This window comes from Hominisplanchenecus faecis (assembly GCF_020687205.1).
Classification (GTDB): Bacteria; Bacillota; Clostridia; order Lachnospirales; family Lachnospiraceae; genus Hominisplanchenecus; species Hominisplanchenecus faecis.
In genome coordinates, this window is record NZ_JAJEQE010000029.1 from 22,145 (window position 1) to 39,257 (window position 17,113).

The window sequence follows — 17,113 nt, forward strand, 5'->3', positions numbered from 1 at the left end:
AAGGGGAGAAAAAATGTTACTACTGATAAGCGGGCTTGGTGACGAAAACACAAAACTGGAGTTTGGGCAGATTTATGAGAAGAATTACCGCACCATGTATTATGTAGCTCTGAAAATTCTGAAAAACAAAGAAGAAGCGGAGGATGCCGTTCACGGTGCATTTGTAAAACTCGCAGAGAAATATGACACTTATCGGCATCTGACATCGCAGGAGATGACAAGCCTGTGTGTGATCATTGTAAAAAACAAATGTCTGGATATGCTGCGTGTATCCAAAAGCGGTCTCCAGTCCGATTTGGAGAAAGTGGATTATGCACTCCATGACGAGAAGGATCAGCCGCTGGAAAATGTGATACAGGAAGAGGGAGAAAAGGAGCTTTTAGAGGCAATGAAGATTCTGCCGGAGAAGCTTCGTCTGGTGCTGGAGCTTCGCTATTTTCATGAATATAGCAACGGCGAGATTGCAAAGATTCTGGATATCAGCAAAAAGAACGTGGAGATTCGCCTGTATCGTGCCAAAAAGAAAATGAAGGAGGTGCTGCAATATGAAAGAGAGCGACAGGAAATTTGAGAAATTATTAAAAGAAGCAGTTTGCAGCTACCATAAAGAGGAGATGGATGCTCTGCCTTCAGAAGAAGAGTTACAGGATATTCAGCTGTCCGATGATTTTTACCGGAAAATGGACGGGCTGGTTAAAAAACAGAAACGCCGGTGGCAATATCGCTTTGTACGCTATGGGGCAGTTGCGGCAAGCTTTCTGCTGTTTACCTTCGGTACGGTCGGAGCGGCTGCTTATGCACTTATGGGAGCGGAGAATTTCAAAGCATTCTTTAAAAAACATGCAAAAGAATACCATGTCGCAGACAGTGCGGTGATGGATCTGGAACAGCTGACAGACATGGCTGTGACAACCGCAGGTACAGTCTACGAGGACGATAATATCCGTCTGGATCTGAAAGGGCTGATCAAGAGCGGCAACCGTTTTTCCATGATCGTGGAGGGGACGTTAAAGCAGCAGGATCAGATTGTGACAGCAGGCGGACCGCAGGAGGAACATGCTTACAGCTTTCTGAATACCGATGTGAATGCAGAGCAGGATCTGATGGCAAGTGGCACTTATTATTATCAGGAGGACGACAAGAGTCTTGCCTCAAACCAGTTTATTTATGTGACAAATTATTCGGCAGAAGCCGGGTTTGACAGCGATCAGTATGAATTTACCTTCGAGGATTTCGGTTACTATCAGGAGGATGGGACAGAAGACGAGGCAGAAAGTACCGATGACGAAGTATCTGCTTATTCCGCTTCGGAAGATTCCGGGATATTGGAGAATCCGATTTCCATCTGTTCCGGAACCTGGAAGTTTACTGTGGATATGGATCAGGCAAAGGATATTTCCTATAAGAAGGTCTGTGATCAGACCGTCTCTGATGGAGAAGATGACGTCAAGATTAATCGCATAGTGCTCTCTCCGATGGGATGTTCGATTTATATAACACTGCCGCAGTCGCAGAAAGATTCCGGCAAGTATTTTGACAACGTCCATATCCGTCTGAAAAACGGCAGTCTGTTATCCGAAGAATACTATGAAATGGGGATTGCGGACTGTGAACTTTCCGGTGATGACGAAGCAGCAGATGCTGTGAAAGTTTCCAGAGAACTCGATTTTGACTTTCGCGTGCCGATCGACATCAGTCAGGTAAAGGCGATCGAGATTTTCGGTGAATCCATTGAAGTTGAGGCATGCAAATAATATTCCGGGCAGATCAAAGCGGAAATATTTCGTTCAGGCATAAATAAAAAAGACAGACCGTATACTGTTCCAAGGAAGCGAAAAGGGACAAAAATGATCAGAACAGCAAAAAAGGTCATCGTATTGTTATGCTGGATACTTATTTTTGCCGGGATGAGCGGATGCCTCTCGGGTGGAGCACAGGAAGAGCGGATTTCCGTTGCATTTCAGGTGGTTGCTTTTGACAAAGCACCGCAGAAGTTACAGGAGATCATCGAAGAGCATAAAAAAGAAGAGATCAAAATGACCTGGGAGGGCGATGAAGGCAGATACATCATCCGGGGATACGGCGAGCAGCCGACCGGCGGATACAGCATCCGTGCCGATGCCGTGGAGCTTATGGGCGACGGGCTGCATGTGACGACCACACTGATCCCGCCACAGAAAGAGCAGGCGGCAGCGGAGGCATCGTATCCATGTATCATCCTGCTGATCGAGAACATGGATCAGGAGGTCACGTTTGAACCATAAAGCGTAATAAGGGGAACTCCTTTCGCATACATTGATTTGAGATGATGCGAGAGGAGTTTTTTATGGAAATCGTCAAAAAGAAAATTCGGATGAGCCGTCAGAGAAGTCAGGCAATGAATCAGATCACGCTGGAAGAAGATCTGAATGTCCCGGACAGTAAAGCAGATGTCACAGGAATCATCCAGCACCGTGCAAAAGTCCGGGTAGAAGAGAGCAAGATCATGGAAAATCAGATTCTGGTAAGCGGAAATCTGGAAGTATGGATGCTCTGCCTGGCGGAAGGAGAACAGCATCCCGTTTACCGTCTTCAGGCAAAACTGCCGTTTTCGGAAAAGCTGAACCTGGAAGGGGCAAAGCCGGGAGATAATGTCAGTCTGAAATGGAAAACCGAGGATATTCGGATCAGTCTGATCAATTCCAGAAAGATCAGTATCCAGGCACTCGTGACGTTTGAAGCATCCGTTGAGGAGCTTTATGATACGCAGGCGGCCGTGGAAGTGAAAGAGATGCCGGATGTCAGTGTGCGTACAAAGAAAATTGAGCCGCTCTCCATGGCAGTACAGAAAAAAGACATTTTCCGGATCAAAGAAGAGATCAGCTTATCTTCCAACAAACCGAACATCGGTGAGATTTTATGGGACAGCGTGCAGCTTCGGTCGTGGGATGTAAGACCGGGAGACGGCGTGCTGGATATCCGGGGAGAACTGTTTGTGTTCGTACTTTATGCTGCGGATGATGAAAATGGAAGCAGACAGTGGATCGAATCCGCCCTTCCGTTTCAGGGACAGATTGATTGTACCGGCTGTCGGCCGGAGATGGTGCCGGATATCGAGGTGACGCTTGCAGAACGGACGCTGGAAGTGCGGCCGGATTACGATGGAGAGGAAAGAATCCTTCAGCTCGATGCCGTTCTGGAGCTTGACATCCGCATTTATGAAGAAGATACCGTGCAGATTTTAGAAGATGTCTATGCACCGTCAAAAGAGCTGACGCCGGTCTTCGGGGAAGAATCTTATGAAAGCCTGCTGATCCGAAATTATGCAAAGAGCAGAATTTCAGATCGAATCCGTATTTCAGAGAACAGTCCACGTCTGCTGCAGATCTGCCATTGTCGCGGAGAGGTCAAAGTGGATGAAATCGCAAAGACGGAACAGGGCATCAAAATGGAGGGAGCCATCGAGATTTCCGTTCTGTATATCACAGCGGACGACGAGCATCCCTTTGCACTCGTGACCGGTATGATCCCGTTTTCACATCTGATGGAAGCAGAAGGCATCACCAGTGAATGCCGTTTCCATCTGCATCCGCAGATCGAGCAGCTTTCCGCATCCATGTCAGGGGAAGAAGTGGAGATCAAAGGAACCCTGAGCCTGAATCTATTTGCTGTTCGGATCATGCACCAGAACTGTATTCTGGATATCGAAGAGAAAGAGCTGGATCTGAAAAAACTGCAGGAACGCCCGGGGATCGTCTGCTATGTGGTACAGCCGGAGGATACCCTGTGGGACATTGCGAAAAAGTATTACACCACATCCGAACATATCAGAAACATGAACCATCTGACAGAAGAAATCCGGGCAGGACAGAAACTGCTGATCGTGAAATCAGCGGTCCTTCATACGACCTCCTGAGAAAAGAACAGCAAAACATCCTATTGACGATTTTGTATTTTTAGTGATACAATATAGAGGAAATTGTATACAAAATGCAAAAAATGATGCTAAGAATCAAATTCAGATACGCATTTTATGGAAAAACAGAACATTCCTTTGAATCTGGCATCATGAAAATAAAAGTAATTCAGAGAGATACAGAGGTGCAAATGAAAGAAATCAAACTGAAAGCAATGGCAAAAATCAATCTTGGACTGGATGTCACAAGAAAAAGGGAAGATGGTTACCATGAAGTCCGCATGATCATGCAGAGCATTAACATGTATGATCAGATCAGGATCAGTCCTTTGGAAGAACCGCAGATTCGTGTGAAGACCAATGTCAGTTTTCTGCCGGTCAATGAAGACAATCTGGTTTACAAAGCAGCGAAGCTTCTGATGGATGAATTTCAGGTCACTTCCGGTGTGGAGATCGACCTTCGAAAATTTATTCCGACTGCAGCCGGAATGGGTGGCGGAAGTTCGGATGCGGCAGCGGTTCTGGTCGGTGTGAACCGTATGTTTCAGCTTGGACTGACCAAACGGGAACTGATGGAACGTTCTGTGGCGATCGGTGCGGATGTACCATTCTGTGTGCTGCGTGGAACGGCACTTGCGGAAGGAATCGGTGAGATTTTAACCCCGCTTCCGTCTCTGCCGAAATGTTTTGTTTTGATCGCAAAACCGCCGATCAACGTGTCCACAAAGTTTGTTTACACCAACCTGAGAGCCAACGAGCTTACCTGTCATCCGGATATCGACGGACAGATCCGGGCTTTGCAGGATGGAGACCTGGAAGCAGTCTGTAAAAAAATGGGAAATGTGCTGGAAACGGTTACCATACCGGCTTATCCGATCATCCAGACAATCAAAGATAAAATGATGCAGTGCGGTGCGGTAAACGCCATGATGAGCGGCAGCGGTCCGACAGTATTCGGCATTTTTAAGGAGCGTGAGCAGGCAGAAAAGGCGGCCGAACTTCTGCGTGAAGAAGACAAGATCCGACAGATGTTCGTAACCACAGCTATGTAAAGATGGCTGGATTGTGGGCACAGGAAACAATTCGCAGGGTATCCTGATAAAAGATATGGAAAAATCAGAAAGATACGGAGGAAAATAAATGACAGGTGATTTTCAACTGGAGATGAATGAATACCTTCCACTTCGGGATGTTGTGTTCCAGACTTTGCGGCAGGCGATTTTAAAAGGAGAACTAAAACCGGGCGAGCGACTGATGGAGATCCAGCTGGCACAGAAACTGGGCGTGAGCCGCACTCCGGTGCGAGAGGCAATCCGCAAGCTGGAGCTGGAAGGTCTGGTGCTGATGATTCCGCGAAAAGGTGCGGAAGTTGCAGAAATCACGATCAAAGATCTGGAAGATGTACTGGAAGTGCGTGCCGCACTGGAAGAACTGGCAGTCTGCGATGCCTGTGAGAATATCACAGAAGAGCAGATACTGGCATTAAAAGAAGCAGCAGATAACTTTCAGGCAGCTCTGGAATCCGATGACCTGGTAAAATGTGCGGAAACCGATATGGCATTCCATGAGATCATTTACAGTGCGACCAACAACAAACGTCTTTTGCAGATCCTGAATAATTTAAGGGAGCAGATGTATCGTTACCGCATGGAATATCTCAAAGAGCCAGGCACACATAAATTGCTTTTAAAAGAGCACGAGGCGATTTACAGTGCACTTAAAAAGCACGACAAGGCAGAGGCGGGCAGTGCGATCCGTATTCATATCGAAAACCAGAGACGTTCGATCATCAGCAGCCTTCGAGATGCGGGAAGAATCACAGAACAGGTATAAAAAAAGAAAACTGGTAAATAATAGGAAAGAGTGAACAGGAAAACACTCTTTCCTATTTTTTTGGAAGGATTGTGAGAGTACGGAGTACGAAACAATCCGTAGGTATCAAATATGATGTCCAGGGTTGAAAGGTCAGAATGTCGTTCTTGCCTGCTGTAGGACATCAAAATAGTATATGCATCAATTTGTGTGAAAAAAGAGAAGTCAAAGATGAGCCAGGAGGATAGGCGGATGCGAATTTCACTACATCTTTCGGAAAATCAAAATGAGGTGCAAAAGCAGATCGAAAACTGTGCCGACATCCTTTTCCGCCCTTTGCTGATTGGAGAAAAGGAGAAAACGGAAGCCTTTCTGATTTACATCGAGGTGGCGGTCAGCAATCTGATGCTGGAGGATTCGGTCATCGGAAAACTTTTAAACCGACTGCTTTCGATGGATACAAAAGAAATCTACGGCACGCTGGAAAACAACAGCCTCGGGATTTCTGATACAAAAGAGCTTTTTACGCTGGAAGAAGCGATGGCGGCCATGTTTGCCGGGAATGCAGTACTGTTTGTGGATGGTTACGACCGGGCGATCAAGATCGGAAGCAAAGGCTATCCGGGAAGCGGTGTCCAGAAAACGGATTCAGAAAAAGGTCTGCGAGGCTCCAAAGAAGCATTTTCTGAGTCTGTAAAGATGAATACGGCGCTGATAAGAAAACGAATACGCAATGCAAAAATGAAAGCGGAAGAAAAACAGGTGGGGCGTTACTCTGCCACTACAACGGCACTTTTGTATCTGGACGGTGTCGTTTATCTGCCGATCTGTGAAGAGATGAGAAAGCGGCTGGATGCATTTGAGGTGGATGGCATCGAGGATGGCGGAATGATCGAATATCTGACAAGGAAAAAGAAAGAAGGGCGATTTCCGGTTTATCAGACAACAGAACGCCCGGACAGGGCAGCTCAGGCAATTCTGGAAGGACGCGTGGTACTGCTGACGGACAATTCGCCGGAAGCCCTGATCTTTCCGGCAACGTTAAACAGCCTGTTTCAGACGGCGGACGATTACTACCGTAATGAACGGATCGTCACTTTTCTGCGGCTGATCCGTTACGTGGCGGCTTTTCTGGCACTTGCTCTTCCGGGGCTTTATGTGGCGGCGGCAACGTTTCATCCGCAGCTTCTGCCGGGCAATTTGATCCGCTCCATGGCGGAGGCAAGAAGCGGCGTGCCGTTTCCGACGGCAGCGGAAGTCCTTCTGATGGAACTGTCCTTTGAACTTCTGCGGGAAGCCGGGCTTCGCATGCCGGGACCGGCGGGCAATACGATCGGCATCGTAGGCGGCCTGATCGTCGGACAGGCGGCGGTCAGTGCCAATCTGGTCAGTCCGATCACGGTGACGGTGGCGGCTCTGACGGCTCTGGGCTCCTTTTCCATACCAAACGAAGAGCTCTCCGAAGTATTCCGGCTCTGGAAGTATGGAATCCTGCTTTTGGGCAGCTGCTTTGGGATTCTGGGCGTGATGCTTGGCTGTTTTCTTCTGCTGATGCTGATGGCAGAGCAGGAAAGTTACGGAATTCCCTGGCTTTATCCTTATGTGGGCGGCAATCTCAATGAAAGGGCAGATGAAAAAGATTCCATGTTTCTGGCAGCAGCGAGGAAACGGAAACGCAGGCCGATCTTTGCAAAATGGGGAAATCGCATCCGGTTTCGCAGAAAATCCTGAAATACAGAAATTTAAGAATGTCACTGGCATTTTGGCTGTAAAATATCCGGATGCAAAATATAGAAAATGTCAGAAGGGGTAGGGATTATGTTTGGCAGAAATGGAAAAATTTCAAAAAGACAGATCAGAAGAATCCTGATCCTGGAGCAGGCTGCGAAGATTGGTTTACTGCTGCCTTTGCCGGCACAGATCCCGGAGGGCGGATTTTCTATCTGGTCATGGATTCTGACGGCGGCTCTGACCTTTCTCTATCTGAAGATCATGCTGGATTTTAGTAAAAAACTGCCGGAGTATCCTGCCACAGACAGAAAAAAAGGAATGGAGAACAAAGCAGCAGAAAACAGAAAGGATGGCACAGGCCAGGCGGAAATCGCAATCCTGACTGTTGTATATGGGATCTACGGTTTGGCAGATGTATTTTTTTTACTTTGTCTGTTTGCTGAGGTGGCACAGTGTTTCCTTCTGCCGGAACAGAAAATATGGATGCTGATTTTGCCGGCGGCAGCCGTCTGCAGTTTTGCGGCAGATCACAGACTGGAAGTCCGGGCAAAATTTCTGGAAGTGCTCTGTCCGATCCTGACCTTTCCGGTAATGCTGCTTCTTCTGGTTCTGGCGGTGCTTACGATCCGAGGCGGACAGTTTGGGACACTTGGAGAAATGATGCGGCCATCTGCTCCGGGTAGCATATGGATCGCAGGTATCGCCATGCTGTCTGTTTTTGCAGGTCTGGGGTCTGATGTATTTCTGCAAAGAGAAACAGAAGAGCAGCAAAGCAGAAGTGTTTTCGAGAAAACAACAGGTAGCATGCTGATCGGAAGTCTGTTGCTTTTGTTTCTTTTACAGGCTGTTTTTGGAGCCGGCGGCATCCGTGCCCTGCCATTTTCTGTCATTACTGCGATGAGCAATTCCAAAATTAAGGGGATTTTTTTGCAGCGGTGGGATGTTTTATTTGCAGTGTTCTTTCTTGGCATGGTCTGTGGGGCATTGGTATCAGGATTCACCGTTCTTGGGACTTGCAGTGAACGACTTCTGCCCGGAAAAAAGAAGAAGTGGAAGTGGTGGCTGATGGCAGCGGCAGCAAGTGCTGCGGCGTGCGTAAGCCCGTCTTATGAAAAAAGTGTACAGCTGTATGAGCTGGTGAGCCTGGGATTTCTTGGAATCACTATGCTGATGGCGTTATTGAAAATTATAAGAAAAATATACTGCAAATAAAGAAAGTAAAAAATAATATCTATGACCATTGCTCTTTGTTGCAGATAGCGTTTTGAGCAAGAAAGAAGGGAAAGAGTATGAAGAAAAAGAGGATAAAACAAAAAGAAGACAAAAAAACAGACCGGAAGCACGGAAACAGAACCCGGAAAGCAATCCTGGGTATTCTGAGTGTTTTAGTGCTCCTTTGTCTTAACAGCTGCGGAAGAGAGCTGGAGGAGCGGGAATTTCCGGATACACTAGTGATCCGGGACAGTGCACTCCCGTTTGAAAAATCTTTGCAGACAGAGCAGGATAAAAGCAGCAAATACCTGGATTATGGACAGGTACGCTGTATCCTGCTGGAAGATGATCTGGCAGAGGATGATGAAAAACTGGGAGAAGTATTGCTGGCACTGGAAAAACGCCCGGCTTTTTCAAGAAATATCTATTTTTTCACAGCAGATGGCAAAGTACTGGAACAGCGGGAGAAACAGAAAGAAGAATCGCAGGATTTAACCGGATTTTATCAGAAAAGCACAGACCATAAAAGAGAAGCTGCCACACTGGGAAGCCTTCTGTACCGTCTGCACAACGGAAGCGGGGAACATAAAATTTTAAAGCTCAAAGAAGAGGATGGCAAACTTGTGCCGCAAAACTATCTCAATGTTTTAAAGAAAACAGAAAACGAAAATACGGCAAAGAAAACAAAAACAAAAACAACAAAAACAATCCATGGAATAGAGAAACAGACAACAAAAGAGACAGCAGATCAGATCCAACAGGGGATCGCAAAGGAAATCCTGCGTTTTCATGTGCTGGCAAACAGCGACAGCGAAGAAGACCAGAAACTGAAACTGGAAGTCAAAGACCGGCTGGTAGATTATATGAAAGACATTCTGGACGGAGCAGAAGATGTTAAGGAAACAAAAAAACGTATCACAGAAAATCGGGAAACGATCTGTCTTGTGGCAGAACAGGAAATCCAGAAACAGGGCTATACTTATCCGGTGAGTGTAAATCTGGAAAAGTGCTATTTTCCGATGAAAACCTATGGGGACTGCACCTTTCCGGCAGGAACTTATGAGGCACTGCGAGTCTGCATCGGGAAAGCAAAAGGCAGAAACTGGTGGTGTGTACTCTACCCCGGCCTCTGCTTTGCTGACAGTGTAAATGTCATCGTGCCGGATGAGAAAAAACAGGAACTGAAAAACATCCTCACCGAAGAAGAATACGAAAGTCTGTTTGACTGGCGGGAAGATGATTATCAGATCCGATCTGGATTTTTGAGATTGTGGAGAAAACTATTTGCATAAAAGAGGATACCGGAAAAGTATCCTCTTTTTCAAAATCAATGTAATATTTATCAGCCGCGGATCAGTGCCAGAAGCTCTTCTTTTGACTGAACTCCGATCGTTTTTCCGGCAACTTCTCCATTTTTAAATACAATAAAGAACGGGACGGACATGATACGATATTTGCTTACCAGTTTCGGGTACTCATCAATATCGACCTGTCCGACCTTAAAATCTTCTTCCAGGTCAAGCTCTTCCAGAACCGGATGCATAGCCTTGCACGGACCGCACCAGGTGGCAAAAAAATCAACAAGAACAGGTTTATCTGATTGAAGTACTTCTTTTTCAAAGTTTTCGCTTGTAAAAATCAACATAAAAAATCATTCCTTTCTTTTGCAGATCTGTAATTCATGTTATACTGGCTTTGAAATGCCGGAAGATGCGAAGAAGAATTCGATATCTTCATGGTTAGTATACCACAATCGGTAAAAAATAATAGTGACTTTTGCAACAAAAATGCAAATACCAAACAGAGAGAGAATTGCGGGGATTGTGCTGCAATAAAGCAATATATGGGCATTTTTCGAAGAGAGGAAAGAAAAGCATATGCAGGATTTTCAAGAAGATGAGAAAAAGAATCATGATCGGATCATGCTGGTGGAGGATGATACGACGATCACACATGTTCTGAAACGGCAGCTGGAGCGAGGGGGATATGAAGTATTTGACACGGTGGATTTTGAACATGTGATGGAAGCATTTGCCGGGTGGAAACCGGATCTGGTGCTGATGGATCTGACGCTTCCGTTTTTCAATGGCTATTACTGGTGCAGCGAGATACGAAAAGTAAGCGATGTACCGATCATTGTGATCTCATCTGCAGGGGATGATATGAATCTTGTCATGGCGATCAACATGGGAGCAGATGATTTTCTGGCAAAGCCGTTCGGCATGGAAGTGGTTGTAGCCAAAATACAGGCAGTGCTTCGTCGTTCTTATGCATTTGTATCGGAAAAAGCACTCTGCTGTGTCGGAAACGTGACATTGGATCTGACAGAAGCCGTTCTGCATTATAAGGAGAAAGAGCTGAAGCTGTCCGGAAATGAATTTGGAATTTTAAAAATATTGATGAAAAATCCAAAAAGACCTGTCTCCAGGGAAGAACTGATGCGTTCGCTGTGGGAATCAGAACATTTTATTGATGACAATACGCTGACGGTCAATGTGACAAGACTTCGAAAAAAACTGGAAGAAATCGGACTTTGCGAATTTATTAAGACGCGAAAAGGGATTGGCTATCAGATCAGGGAGGAGCAGGTTAGATGAAAAAGGCTATGGCTGCCCTGATATTGTTTCTGATAGAGACGCTCTTGTTTTATCTCTATGAAATGCCGCTGGAGGCATGGGCTTACAGCAGTGTGTTTATTCTTTTGATTTTTGGCGGATGGATCATTCTGGATGAAGTGCAGCAAAGAAAAAAATATAAACAACTGAAAAATATCCAAAAAGAAGCAGAAGTTTATCTGGAAACGGAACATTTTGGAAAGCCGGAAAACGCTGTTGAAAAAGAATATCAGAATCTTGCAGAGATGCTGGGAAGACAGTGGGAAAATGCCAGGCAGGAAGCAAGATGTCAGATCAGTGAAGCAAATCGTTATTACATAAGGTGGTCACATCAGATCAAGACGCCGATCGCTGCCCTCCGCCTGCTTCTAGAGGAAGAAGAGCCGGATCGTGCTGCCATGGAAGGAGAAATCTACCGGATCGAACAGTATGTGGAATTTGCACTCCAGTATCAACGTTTGGAAGGCGGGCACAAAGATCTGGTATTTGCCCATTACAGCCTGGAAAGTATTGTCAAAAAAGCCCTGAAAAAAACAGGCGTTCTCTTTTGCCGGACAAAGCTTGCCCTGGAGCTAGGCAATCTGCAGACAGATGTGCTGACTGATGAAAAATGGCTGGTCTTTGTGCTGGAGCAGGTACTTACCAATGCCGTGAAATATACCAGGAAAGGAAAAATTTCCATTTATCTGGATCCGGAAAAAGAAAAAACGCTGGTCGTAGAAGATACCGGCATGGGAATCCGTCCGGAAGATCTGCCGCGTATCTTTGAATGGGGATATACCGGGTACAACGGAAGGATCAAGAACCGTGCCACCGGCATCGGACTGGCCCTGTGCAGACAGACCATGGAAATGCTGGGACATCGTATTTCGGCAAAATCCGAGCCGGGAAAAGGGACATGTATTTATCTGGATCTTGCAGTCGATCCAGTCCGGGATTACTGAAAACTTACACAGATGTAAGGTTAAAAAAGGAATTGTAAGCCATTTCGATGGATTTGCAGTTCCTGTTTTTATACAATGATGTGGGTGTCAGGAATGAAAACCTGAAACGATCATGTGGATGGTGGAGTATCAAATACAAAGCGATCCGCAGGGTATTATAAGACACAGTAAAAAATGGCAGGAGGACTGGAAATGGAATTATTAAATGTTTCACACTTGAAAAAAATATATACCACAAGATTCGGCGGCACGCAGGTGCAGGCACTTTCGGATGTGAATTTTTCCGTCGAAGAAGGAGAATTTGTGGCGATCATGGGAGAGAGCGGTTCGGGAAAAACGACGCTTCTGAACATTCTGGCAACACTCGACAAACCGACAGCCGGAGAAGTTCTGCTTTCCGGAGTGGATATGAGCAGCATTCCGGAAAAACAGCTTGCCATGTACCGCAGAAACAATCTTGGATTTGTTTTTCAGGATTTCAACTTGCTGGATACGTTTTCGCTGAAAGACAACATTATGCTTCCGCTGGTCTTATCCGGAAAGACTTACAGTGAAATGGCACCGAAAATGATGGAACTTTCACGCAGACTGTCCATTGAAAAGCTTCTGGAGAAATATCCGTATGAAGTGTCCGGCGGTCAGAAACAGCGTGCAGCGATCGCAAGGGCACTGATCACAGAACCGAAGATCATTCTGGCGGACGAACCGACCGGGGCACTGGATTCCAGAGCGGCGGCAGGTGTGATGGATCTGTTTGAGTACATCAACCGGGAAGGACAGACCATCTTGATGGTAACGCACAGCATTCAGGCAGCAAGCCATGCATCCAGGGTTCTGTTTATCAAAGATGGCGAGGTATATCATCAGATCTACCGCGGAATGTCCGGACAGAGGGAAATGCTGCAGAAGATTTCAGATACACTGACCCTGATCACAGCAGGGAGGGAAGAGGCATGAAACGATTCTTTTATGCGAAAATAGCACTGACAAATCTGAAAAAAAACAGACAGACCTGTTTTCCGTATCTTCTGACCTGTATTGCAACGATCATGATGTTTTATATCATGGCCAGCCTTTCCACGAATTCTGCACTGAATAAAATGCGGGGCGGGGCAACGATGAAAATTGTGCTGATATTTGGAAGCGTTATAGTTGGGATTTTTGCAGTTTTGTTTTTATTTTATACAAATAGTTTTCTTGTGAAACGCAGAAAAAAAGAGTTTGGTCTTTATTACATTTTAGGTATGGAAAAACGCCACATCAGCCGTGTGATACTGTGGGAAACAATCTATACGGCAATACTCTCGCTCCTGTTTGGAATCGCATGCGGAATCCTGTTTTCCAAACTGGTTTTTCTGGGACTTCTGAAAATTCTGAAGATGGAGGTTGTGATCGGTGTGGAAGTCAGTGCTTTTACGCTGGCAGAAACCATCGGACTTTTTACAGGGATCTTTCTTTTGATCTTCTTTAACAGCGTCCGCCTGATCTATATGGTACGGCCGGCTGAACTGCTAAAAGGCGGTCAGATCGGTGAAAAAATGCCGAAAACAAAATGGCCATTGGCAGTGCTTGGTATCGTGACACTTACAGGCGGCTATATCCTTGCACTGAAGGCAGATAATGTTATGACCGGGCTGAATACTTTTTTTGTGGCAGTACTTCTCGTTATCGTCGGAACGTTTTCCCTGTTTACGGCAGGGAGCATTGCCTTTCTGAAAGTGCTGCAGAAAAACAAACGCTACTATTATAAAACAAATCATTTTATTTCGGTTTCCGGAATGATTTATCGCATGAAGCAGAATGCGGTCAGTCTTTCTTTGATCTGCATCATGTCAACCGGAGTCCTGCTCCTGATCTCTTCTACAACAAGTCTTTATGTCGGACAGGAGCATTCGCTGTATATGCATTATCCGAAGGAATTCAGAATTTCACTCAGTCTTGGAACGGAACCGGATGACAGTGCACAGTTTGAAAAAGAATTAAAAGAAATCGGTACTTATGCAGAAAATTACCTGAAAGATAACAAAATTGACGTAAAAAACGAAGAAAGTCAGACCGTGATCGATGTGGCTGCATTGCAGAAGGATGGAAACGTGCAGATTACATCGAGCAGAATCTACGACTCTGAAGATTTTGAAAATCTGTGCATGCTGCAGGCAGTCACGCTGGAAGATTATAACCGGGAAACAAAAAAGAACGAGACATTAAAGGATGGAGAAGCACTGGTATTTCTGGAAGATGTCCCACTGCAGCAGGACACTTTCTCTGTCAACAATATGAAGTGGAAAGTGAAACACCTGCCGGAGGATACCAGGATGGGAGATACCGGACTGGAATTTTATGCAAATCCGGTATACCGTATCGTGGTAAAAGATTTTGCACAGCTGCAGGATCTCTGGAAAATAAACAAAGAAGTATACAGAGAAAACGCATCGAGAGTAAAATATGAATACAGCTTTGATGTGGATCTTCCGGAAGAAAAAATACAGAAACTGACAAGCAGTCTGCATGCTTATTTTGGAGAACAAAAAGATGCACCACACGCTTTTGTGTATGGAATCGAGAACAGGACAGAAGGCAGAGTGGAATTTTACAGCCTGTACGGCGGATTGTTTTTCCTTGGAATTTTTCTGGGGCTTCTCTTTGTCATGGCAACCGTCCTGATCATCTATTACAAACAGATATCCGAAGGTTATGAAGACAAAGAACGCTTTGCAATCCTTAAAAAGATCGGTATGGAACGGGGTGAGATCAACGCCTCTATCCACAGCCAGGTTCTGATGGTGTTCTTCCTGCCGCTTGTTTTAGCCGGAATCCACAGTTGTTTTGCTTTCCATCTGGTCAAAGAAATCCTGATGGGTGGTTTTGGGCTTTGGGATGTGAAACTTCTGGTTCTCAGTGCAGTCCTTACGTTCCTGGCATTTGCCGTATTTTATGTGATCGTGTATCTGCTCACTGCCAGAGAATACTATAAAATTGTAAGTGAGTAAAAAACTTTTCTGTATATGCACCCAAATGATACACAGCCTCGTCTAATAAGTGAAAGACGCAAATGAAAGGGGGAACAGAAATGTTTCTGGTAAAGCAGGCACAGAGGGGAGATGCCGATGCCTTTGTCGCTCTGATCGAAAAATATAAAATGGATCTCTACAAAGTCGCAAAAGCCTGTCTGAAAAATGAAGAAGATGTGGCAGATGCGATGCAGGAGACGACACTTTCGGCGTGGGAACACATAGGCGAGCTGAAAAAGGCAGCTTATTTTAAGACGTGGCTGACCAGAATCCTGATCAATAACTGCAACAACGTGTTAAGAGAACGGAAACGCTGCATTGCCACGGAAGATTTTTCCATGCAGGGCGAAGAGCCGCAGGCAAAGACCGATGCAGAATTTTATGAGATGCTTTCCTGTCTGCCGGAGAAATATAAACATATATTTCTTCTGTATTATGGACAGGGATTTCGAACAAGAGAGATCGCAGAGATTCTGGATCTCAGTGAGAACACGGTGAAGAGCAGACTTAGAAGGGGCAGGGAAAGTCTGAAAAGTCAGTTAATACTTTGAAAATACTTATAAGGAGGCCGGGAGTATATGTTATATACAGAAAAAGAATTACAGGATACATTAAAAAAAGACGTTACGATATCAAAAGAAACAGAAAAGCGGATGCAGGAAACTTATGCACAGATCAGAAGAGATACAAAAACATCAAAAAAGCGGGGCAGAAAGCATAGCAGTATGGTAGCCGCTGCGGCACTTGCCGTGATTCTGATCTCTGGCACAACCGCAGGAGCTGCGTATATCAGTGCACATACCGATCTGCTTGGCAATGTGTTCGGACAGCAGAGCCGTGCGACAAAAGAAGCTTATGATACGGTCGTAGATAATGGAAAAGGCGGCACGACTGTGACGATGCCGTCAAGAGAATATGTGGCAGTCGATGAGGCACAGGCAGAAAAACTGGTGGAGCCTTACGTAGAAGATTTAAATATCACAAGAAAAATCGGAGATTACACCTTGACGATCATCAATAATATTTCGGATGGAAATGCAGGTGTTCTGTCTCTGAAACTGGAAAATCCAAACGGAATCAAAGCCATTCATGCAGATGAAGGAACAAATGAGGCAAAAGGTGCTTATTTTACACAGGATCGTGACTTCTATTTCTATCTGGAAGGTGCAGATGAGAGCCTTGTAGCAGACAAAATGACGATCGACAGCAAAAAGAGCAGCGACACCTGTTATTACCTCTATTCCAGCTATGTCTGCTCTGCTAAGAATACCGATCTGAAATTTCATCTGGAGCAGTATGGAAAACCAGTTTCAGAACTGAAAGATGACGATATGGCTACACAGAAAGAAGACATTGCACTTGGTATCGGAAAAATGCCGCTGACCAGTGCAGTGAATCCAGAAAACAACAAAGAACAGTTTGCTTATTCAGCAATCTCACTTTCCCTGAATCTGGCAAATGGATTTGGACTGGACGATGAGATCCAGAAAGAAGACGGACAGACCTTTATAGATCCGTATTACCTGAAAAAACTGGTGCTGAAATACAAAGACGGAAGCGAATACACCGTTCTGGATGAAAATGTGGACAACACAAACTATGTCTGCGGCGAAATGGAAAACGGAGATACCATCAAGATCGTGTTTAACCGCATCGTAGACTGGAGCCAGGTGGAGACGCTTGTTGTAAATGATGTGGAAATTTCGGTTCAGTAGTATAAAAAAGAGATGCCAAAGAAAGAACAATAAAAAGTTGTGGCGGAGGTTTGTATAAATGTGCAAATGAAGACCATAGAAATGATTTTATAAAATATATAACGCCATGATGATTCGAAAACAATCTCCTGACACGCTGCGTTTCCTGTTCGGTTCGCTCGCCGGTTAGCCGCCCTTC

At 45.3% G+C, this 17,113-nt stretch carries 17 protein-coding genes; 16 read left to right on the top strand and 1 reads right to left on the bottom strand.

Annotation, left to right across the window (positions count from 1 at the left end; all coding sequences use genetic code 11):
- Window positions 1–13: 13 nt before the first annotated feature.
- The 9 genes from LKD42_RS09130 (at window position 14) to spoIIR (ending at window position 9,942) form a co-directional block, all read left to right on the top strand.
- Window positions 14–571 (top strand): RNA polymerase sigma factor, encoded by a 558-nt coding sequence (locus LKD42_RS09130; RefSeq protein ID WP_147630953.1) that lies wholly within the window; start codon window positions 14–16, stop codon window positions 569–571.
- Window positions 546–1,754 (top strand): hypothetical protein, encoded by a 1,209-nt coding sequence (locus LKD42_RS09135; RefSeq protein WP_147630954.1) that lies wholly within the window; start codon window positions 546–548, stop codon window positions 1,752–1,754. Before LKD42_RS09130 ends, LKD42_RS09135 begins: the two co-directional genes overlap by 26 nt.
- Before the next feature lie 93 nt (window positions 1,755–1,847).
- A complete protein-coding gene (locus tag LKD42_RS09140) occupies window positions 1,848–2,264 on the top strand; it encodes a protease complex subunit PrcB family protein (protein ID WP_248835499.1) in 417 nt (138 codons plus the stop codon).
- 62 nt (window positions 2,265–2,326) lie between these two features.
- Window positions 2,327–3,895, top strand: coding sequence for a DUF3794 and LysM peptidoglycan-binding domain-containing protein (locus LKD42_RS09145; RefSeq protein WP_248835500.1), 1,569 nt, complete (start codon window positions 2,327–2,329; stop codon window positions 3,893–3,895).
- A gap of 191 nt (window positions 3,896–4,086) precedes the next feature.
- The gene (gene ispE, locus LKD42_RS09150) at window positions 4,087–4,947 is read left to right on the top strand and encodes a 4-(cytidine 5'-diphospho)-2-C-methyl-D-erythritol kinase (RefSeq protein WP_248835513.1); all 861 of its coding nucleotides are present in this window, start codon (window positions 4,087–4,089) and stop codon (window positions 4,945–4,947) included.
- Between the two features lie 88 nt (window positions 4,948–5,035).
- Window positions 5,036–5,728 carry a GntR family transcriptional regulator gene (locus LKD42_RS09155; protein ID WP_022118101.1) on the top strand — a complete coding sequence of 231 codons (693 nt, stop codon included), beginning with the start codon at window positions 5,036–5,038 and terminating at the stop codon, window positions 5,726–5,728.
- A gap of 231 nt (window positions 5,729–5,959) precedes the next feature.
- The gene (locus LKD42_RS09160; RefSeq protein WP_226911833.1) at window positions 5,960–7,438 is read left to right on the top strand and encodes a spore germination protein; all 1,479 of its coding nucleotides are present in this window, start codon (window positions 5,960–5,962) and stop codon (window positions 7,436–7,438) included.
- A gap of 66 nt (window positions 7,439–7,504) precedes the next feature.
- Window positions 7,505–8,650: a GerAB/ArcD/ProY family transporter gene (locus LKD42_RS09165; protein WP_248835501.1), complete on the top strand. Its 1,146-nt coding sequence runs from the start codon at window positions 7,505–7,507 to the stop codon at window positions 8,648–8,650.
- Between the two features lie 77 nt (window positions 8,651–8,727).
- A complete protein-coding gene (gene spoIIR, locus LKD42_RS09170) occupies window positions 8,728–9,942 on the top strand; it encodes a stage II sporulation protein R (RefSeq protein ID WP_248835502.1) in 1,215 nt (404 codons plus the stop codon).
- A 50-nt stretch (window positions 9,943–9,992) separates the two neighbouring features.
- On the opposite strand, the gene trxA is transcribed toward spoIIR, so the two are convergent.
- Complete coding sequence (trxA, locus tag LKD42_RS09175; RefSeq protein ID WP_248835503.1) at window positions 9,993–10,295, bottom strand: thioredoxin; 303 nt, start codon at window positions 10,293–10,295, stop codon at window positions 9,993–9,995.
- A gap of 90 nt (window positions 10,296–10,385) precedes the next feature.
- Between trxA and LKD42_RS09180 the strand changes: the two genes are divergently transcribed.
- The 7 genes from LKD42_RS09180 to LKD42_RS09210 all read left to right on the top strand — a co-directional run bounded on the left by LKD42_RS09180 (window position 10,386) and on the right by LKD42_RS09210 (window position 16,935).
- A complete protein-coding gene (locus LKD42_RS09180; RefSeq protein WP_248835504.1) occupies window positions 10,386–10,550 on the top strand; it encodes a hypothetical protein in 165 nt (54 codons plus the stop codon).
- Complete coding sequence (locus LKD42_RS09185) at window positions 10,528–11,247, top strand: response regulator transcription factor (protein ID WP_248835505.1); 720 nt, start codon at window positions 10,528–10,530, stop codon at window positions 11,245–11,247. The genes LKD42_RS09180 and LKD42_RS09185 overlap by 23 nt, the downstream gene beginning before the upstream one ends.
- Window positions 11,244–12,209 (top strand): sensor histidine kinase, encoded by a 966-nt coding sequence (locus tag LKD42_RS09190; protein ID WP_248835506.1) that lies wholly within the window; start codon window positions 11,244–11,246, stop codon window positions 12,207–12,209. Before LKD42_RS09185 ends, LKD42_RS09190 begins: the two co-directional genes overlap by 4 nt.
- A 192-nt stretch (window positions 12,210–12,401) precedes the next feature.
- Window positions 12,402–13,166 (top strand): ABC transporter ATP-binding protein, encoded by a 765-nt coding sequence (locus LKD42_RS09195; RefSeq protein WP_248835507.1) that lies wholly within the window; start codon window positions 12,402–12,404, stop codon window positions 13,164–13,166.
- The gene (locus LKD42_RS09200) at window positions 13,163–15,199 is read left to right on the top strand and encodes an ABC transporter permease (protein WP_248835508.1); all 2,037 of its coding nucleotides are present in this window, start codon (window positions 13,163–13,165) and stop codon (window positions 15,197–15,199) included. Before LKD42_RS09195 ends, LKD42_RS09200 begins: the two co-directional genes overlap by 4 nt.
- Before the next feature lie 62 nt (window positions 15,200–15,261).
- Window positions 15,262–15,771, top strand: a complete 510-nt coding sequence (locus LKD42_RS09205; protein WP_248835509.1) for an RNA polymerase sigma factor — start codon at window positions 15,262–15,264, stop codon at window positions 15,769–15,771.
- Between the two features lie 27 nt (window positions 15,772–15,798).
- A complete protein-coding gene (locus LKD42_RS09210; RefSeq protein WP_248835510.1) occupies window positions 15,799–16,935 on the top strand; it encodes a hypothetical protein in 1,137 nt (378 codons plus the stop codon).
- The last annotated feature ends 178 nt before the right edge of the window (window positions 16,936–17,113 follow it).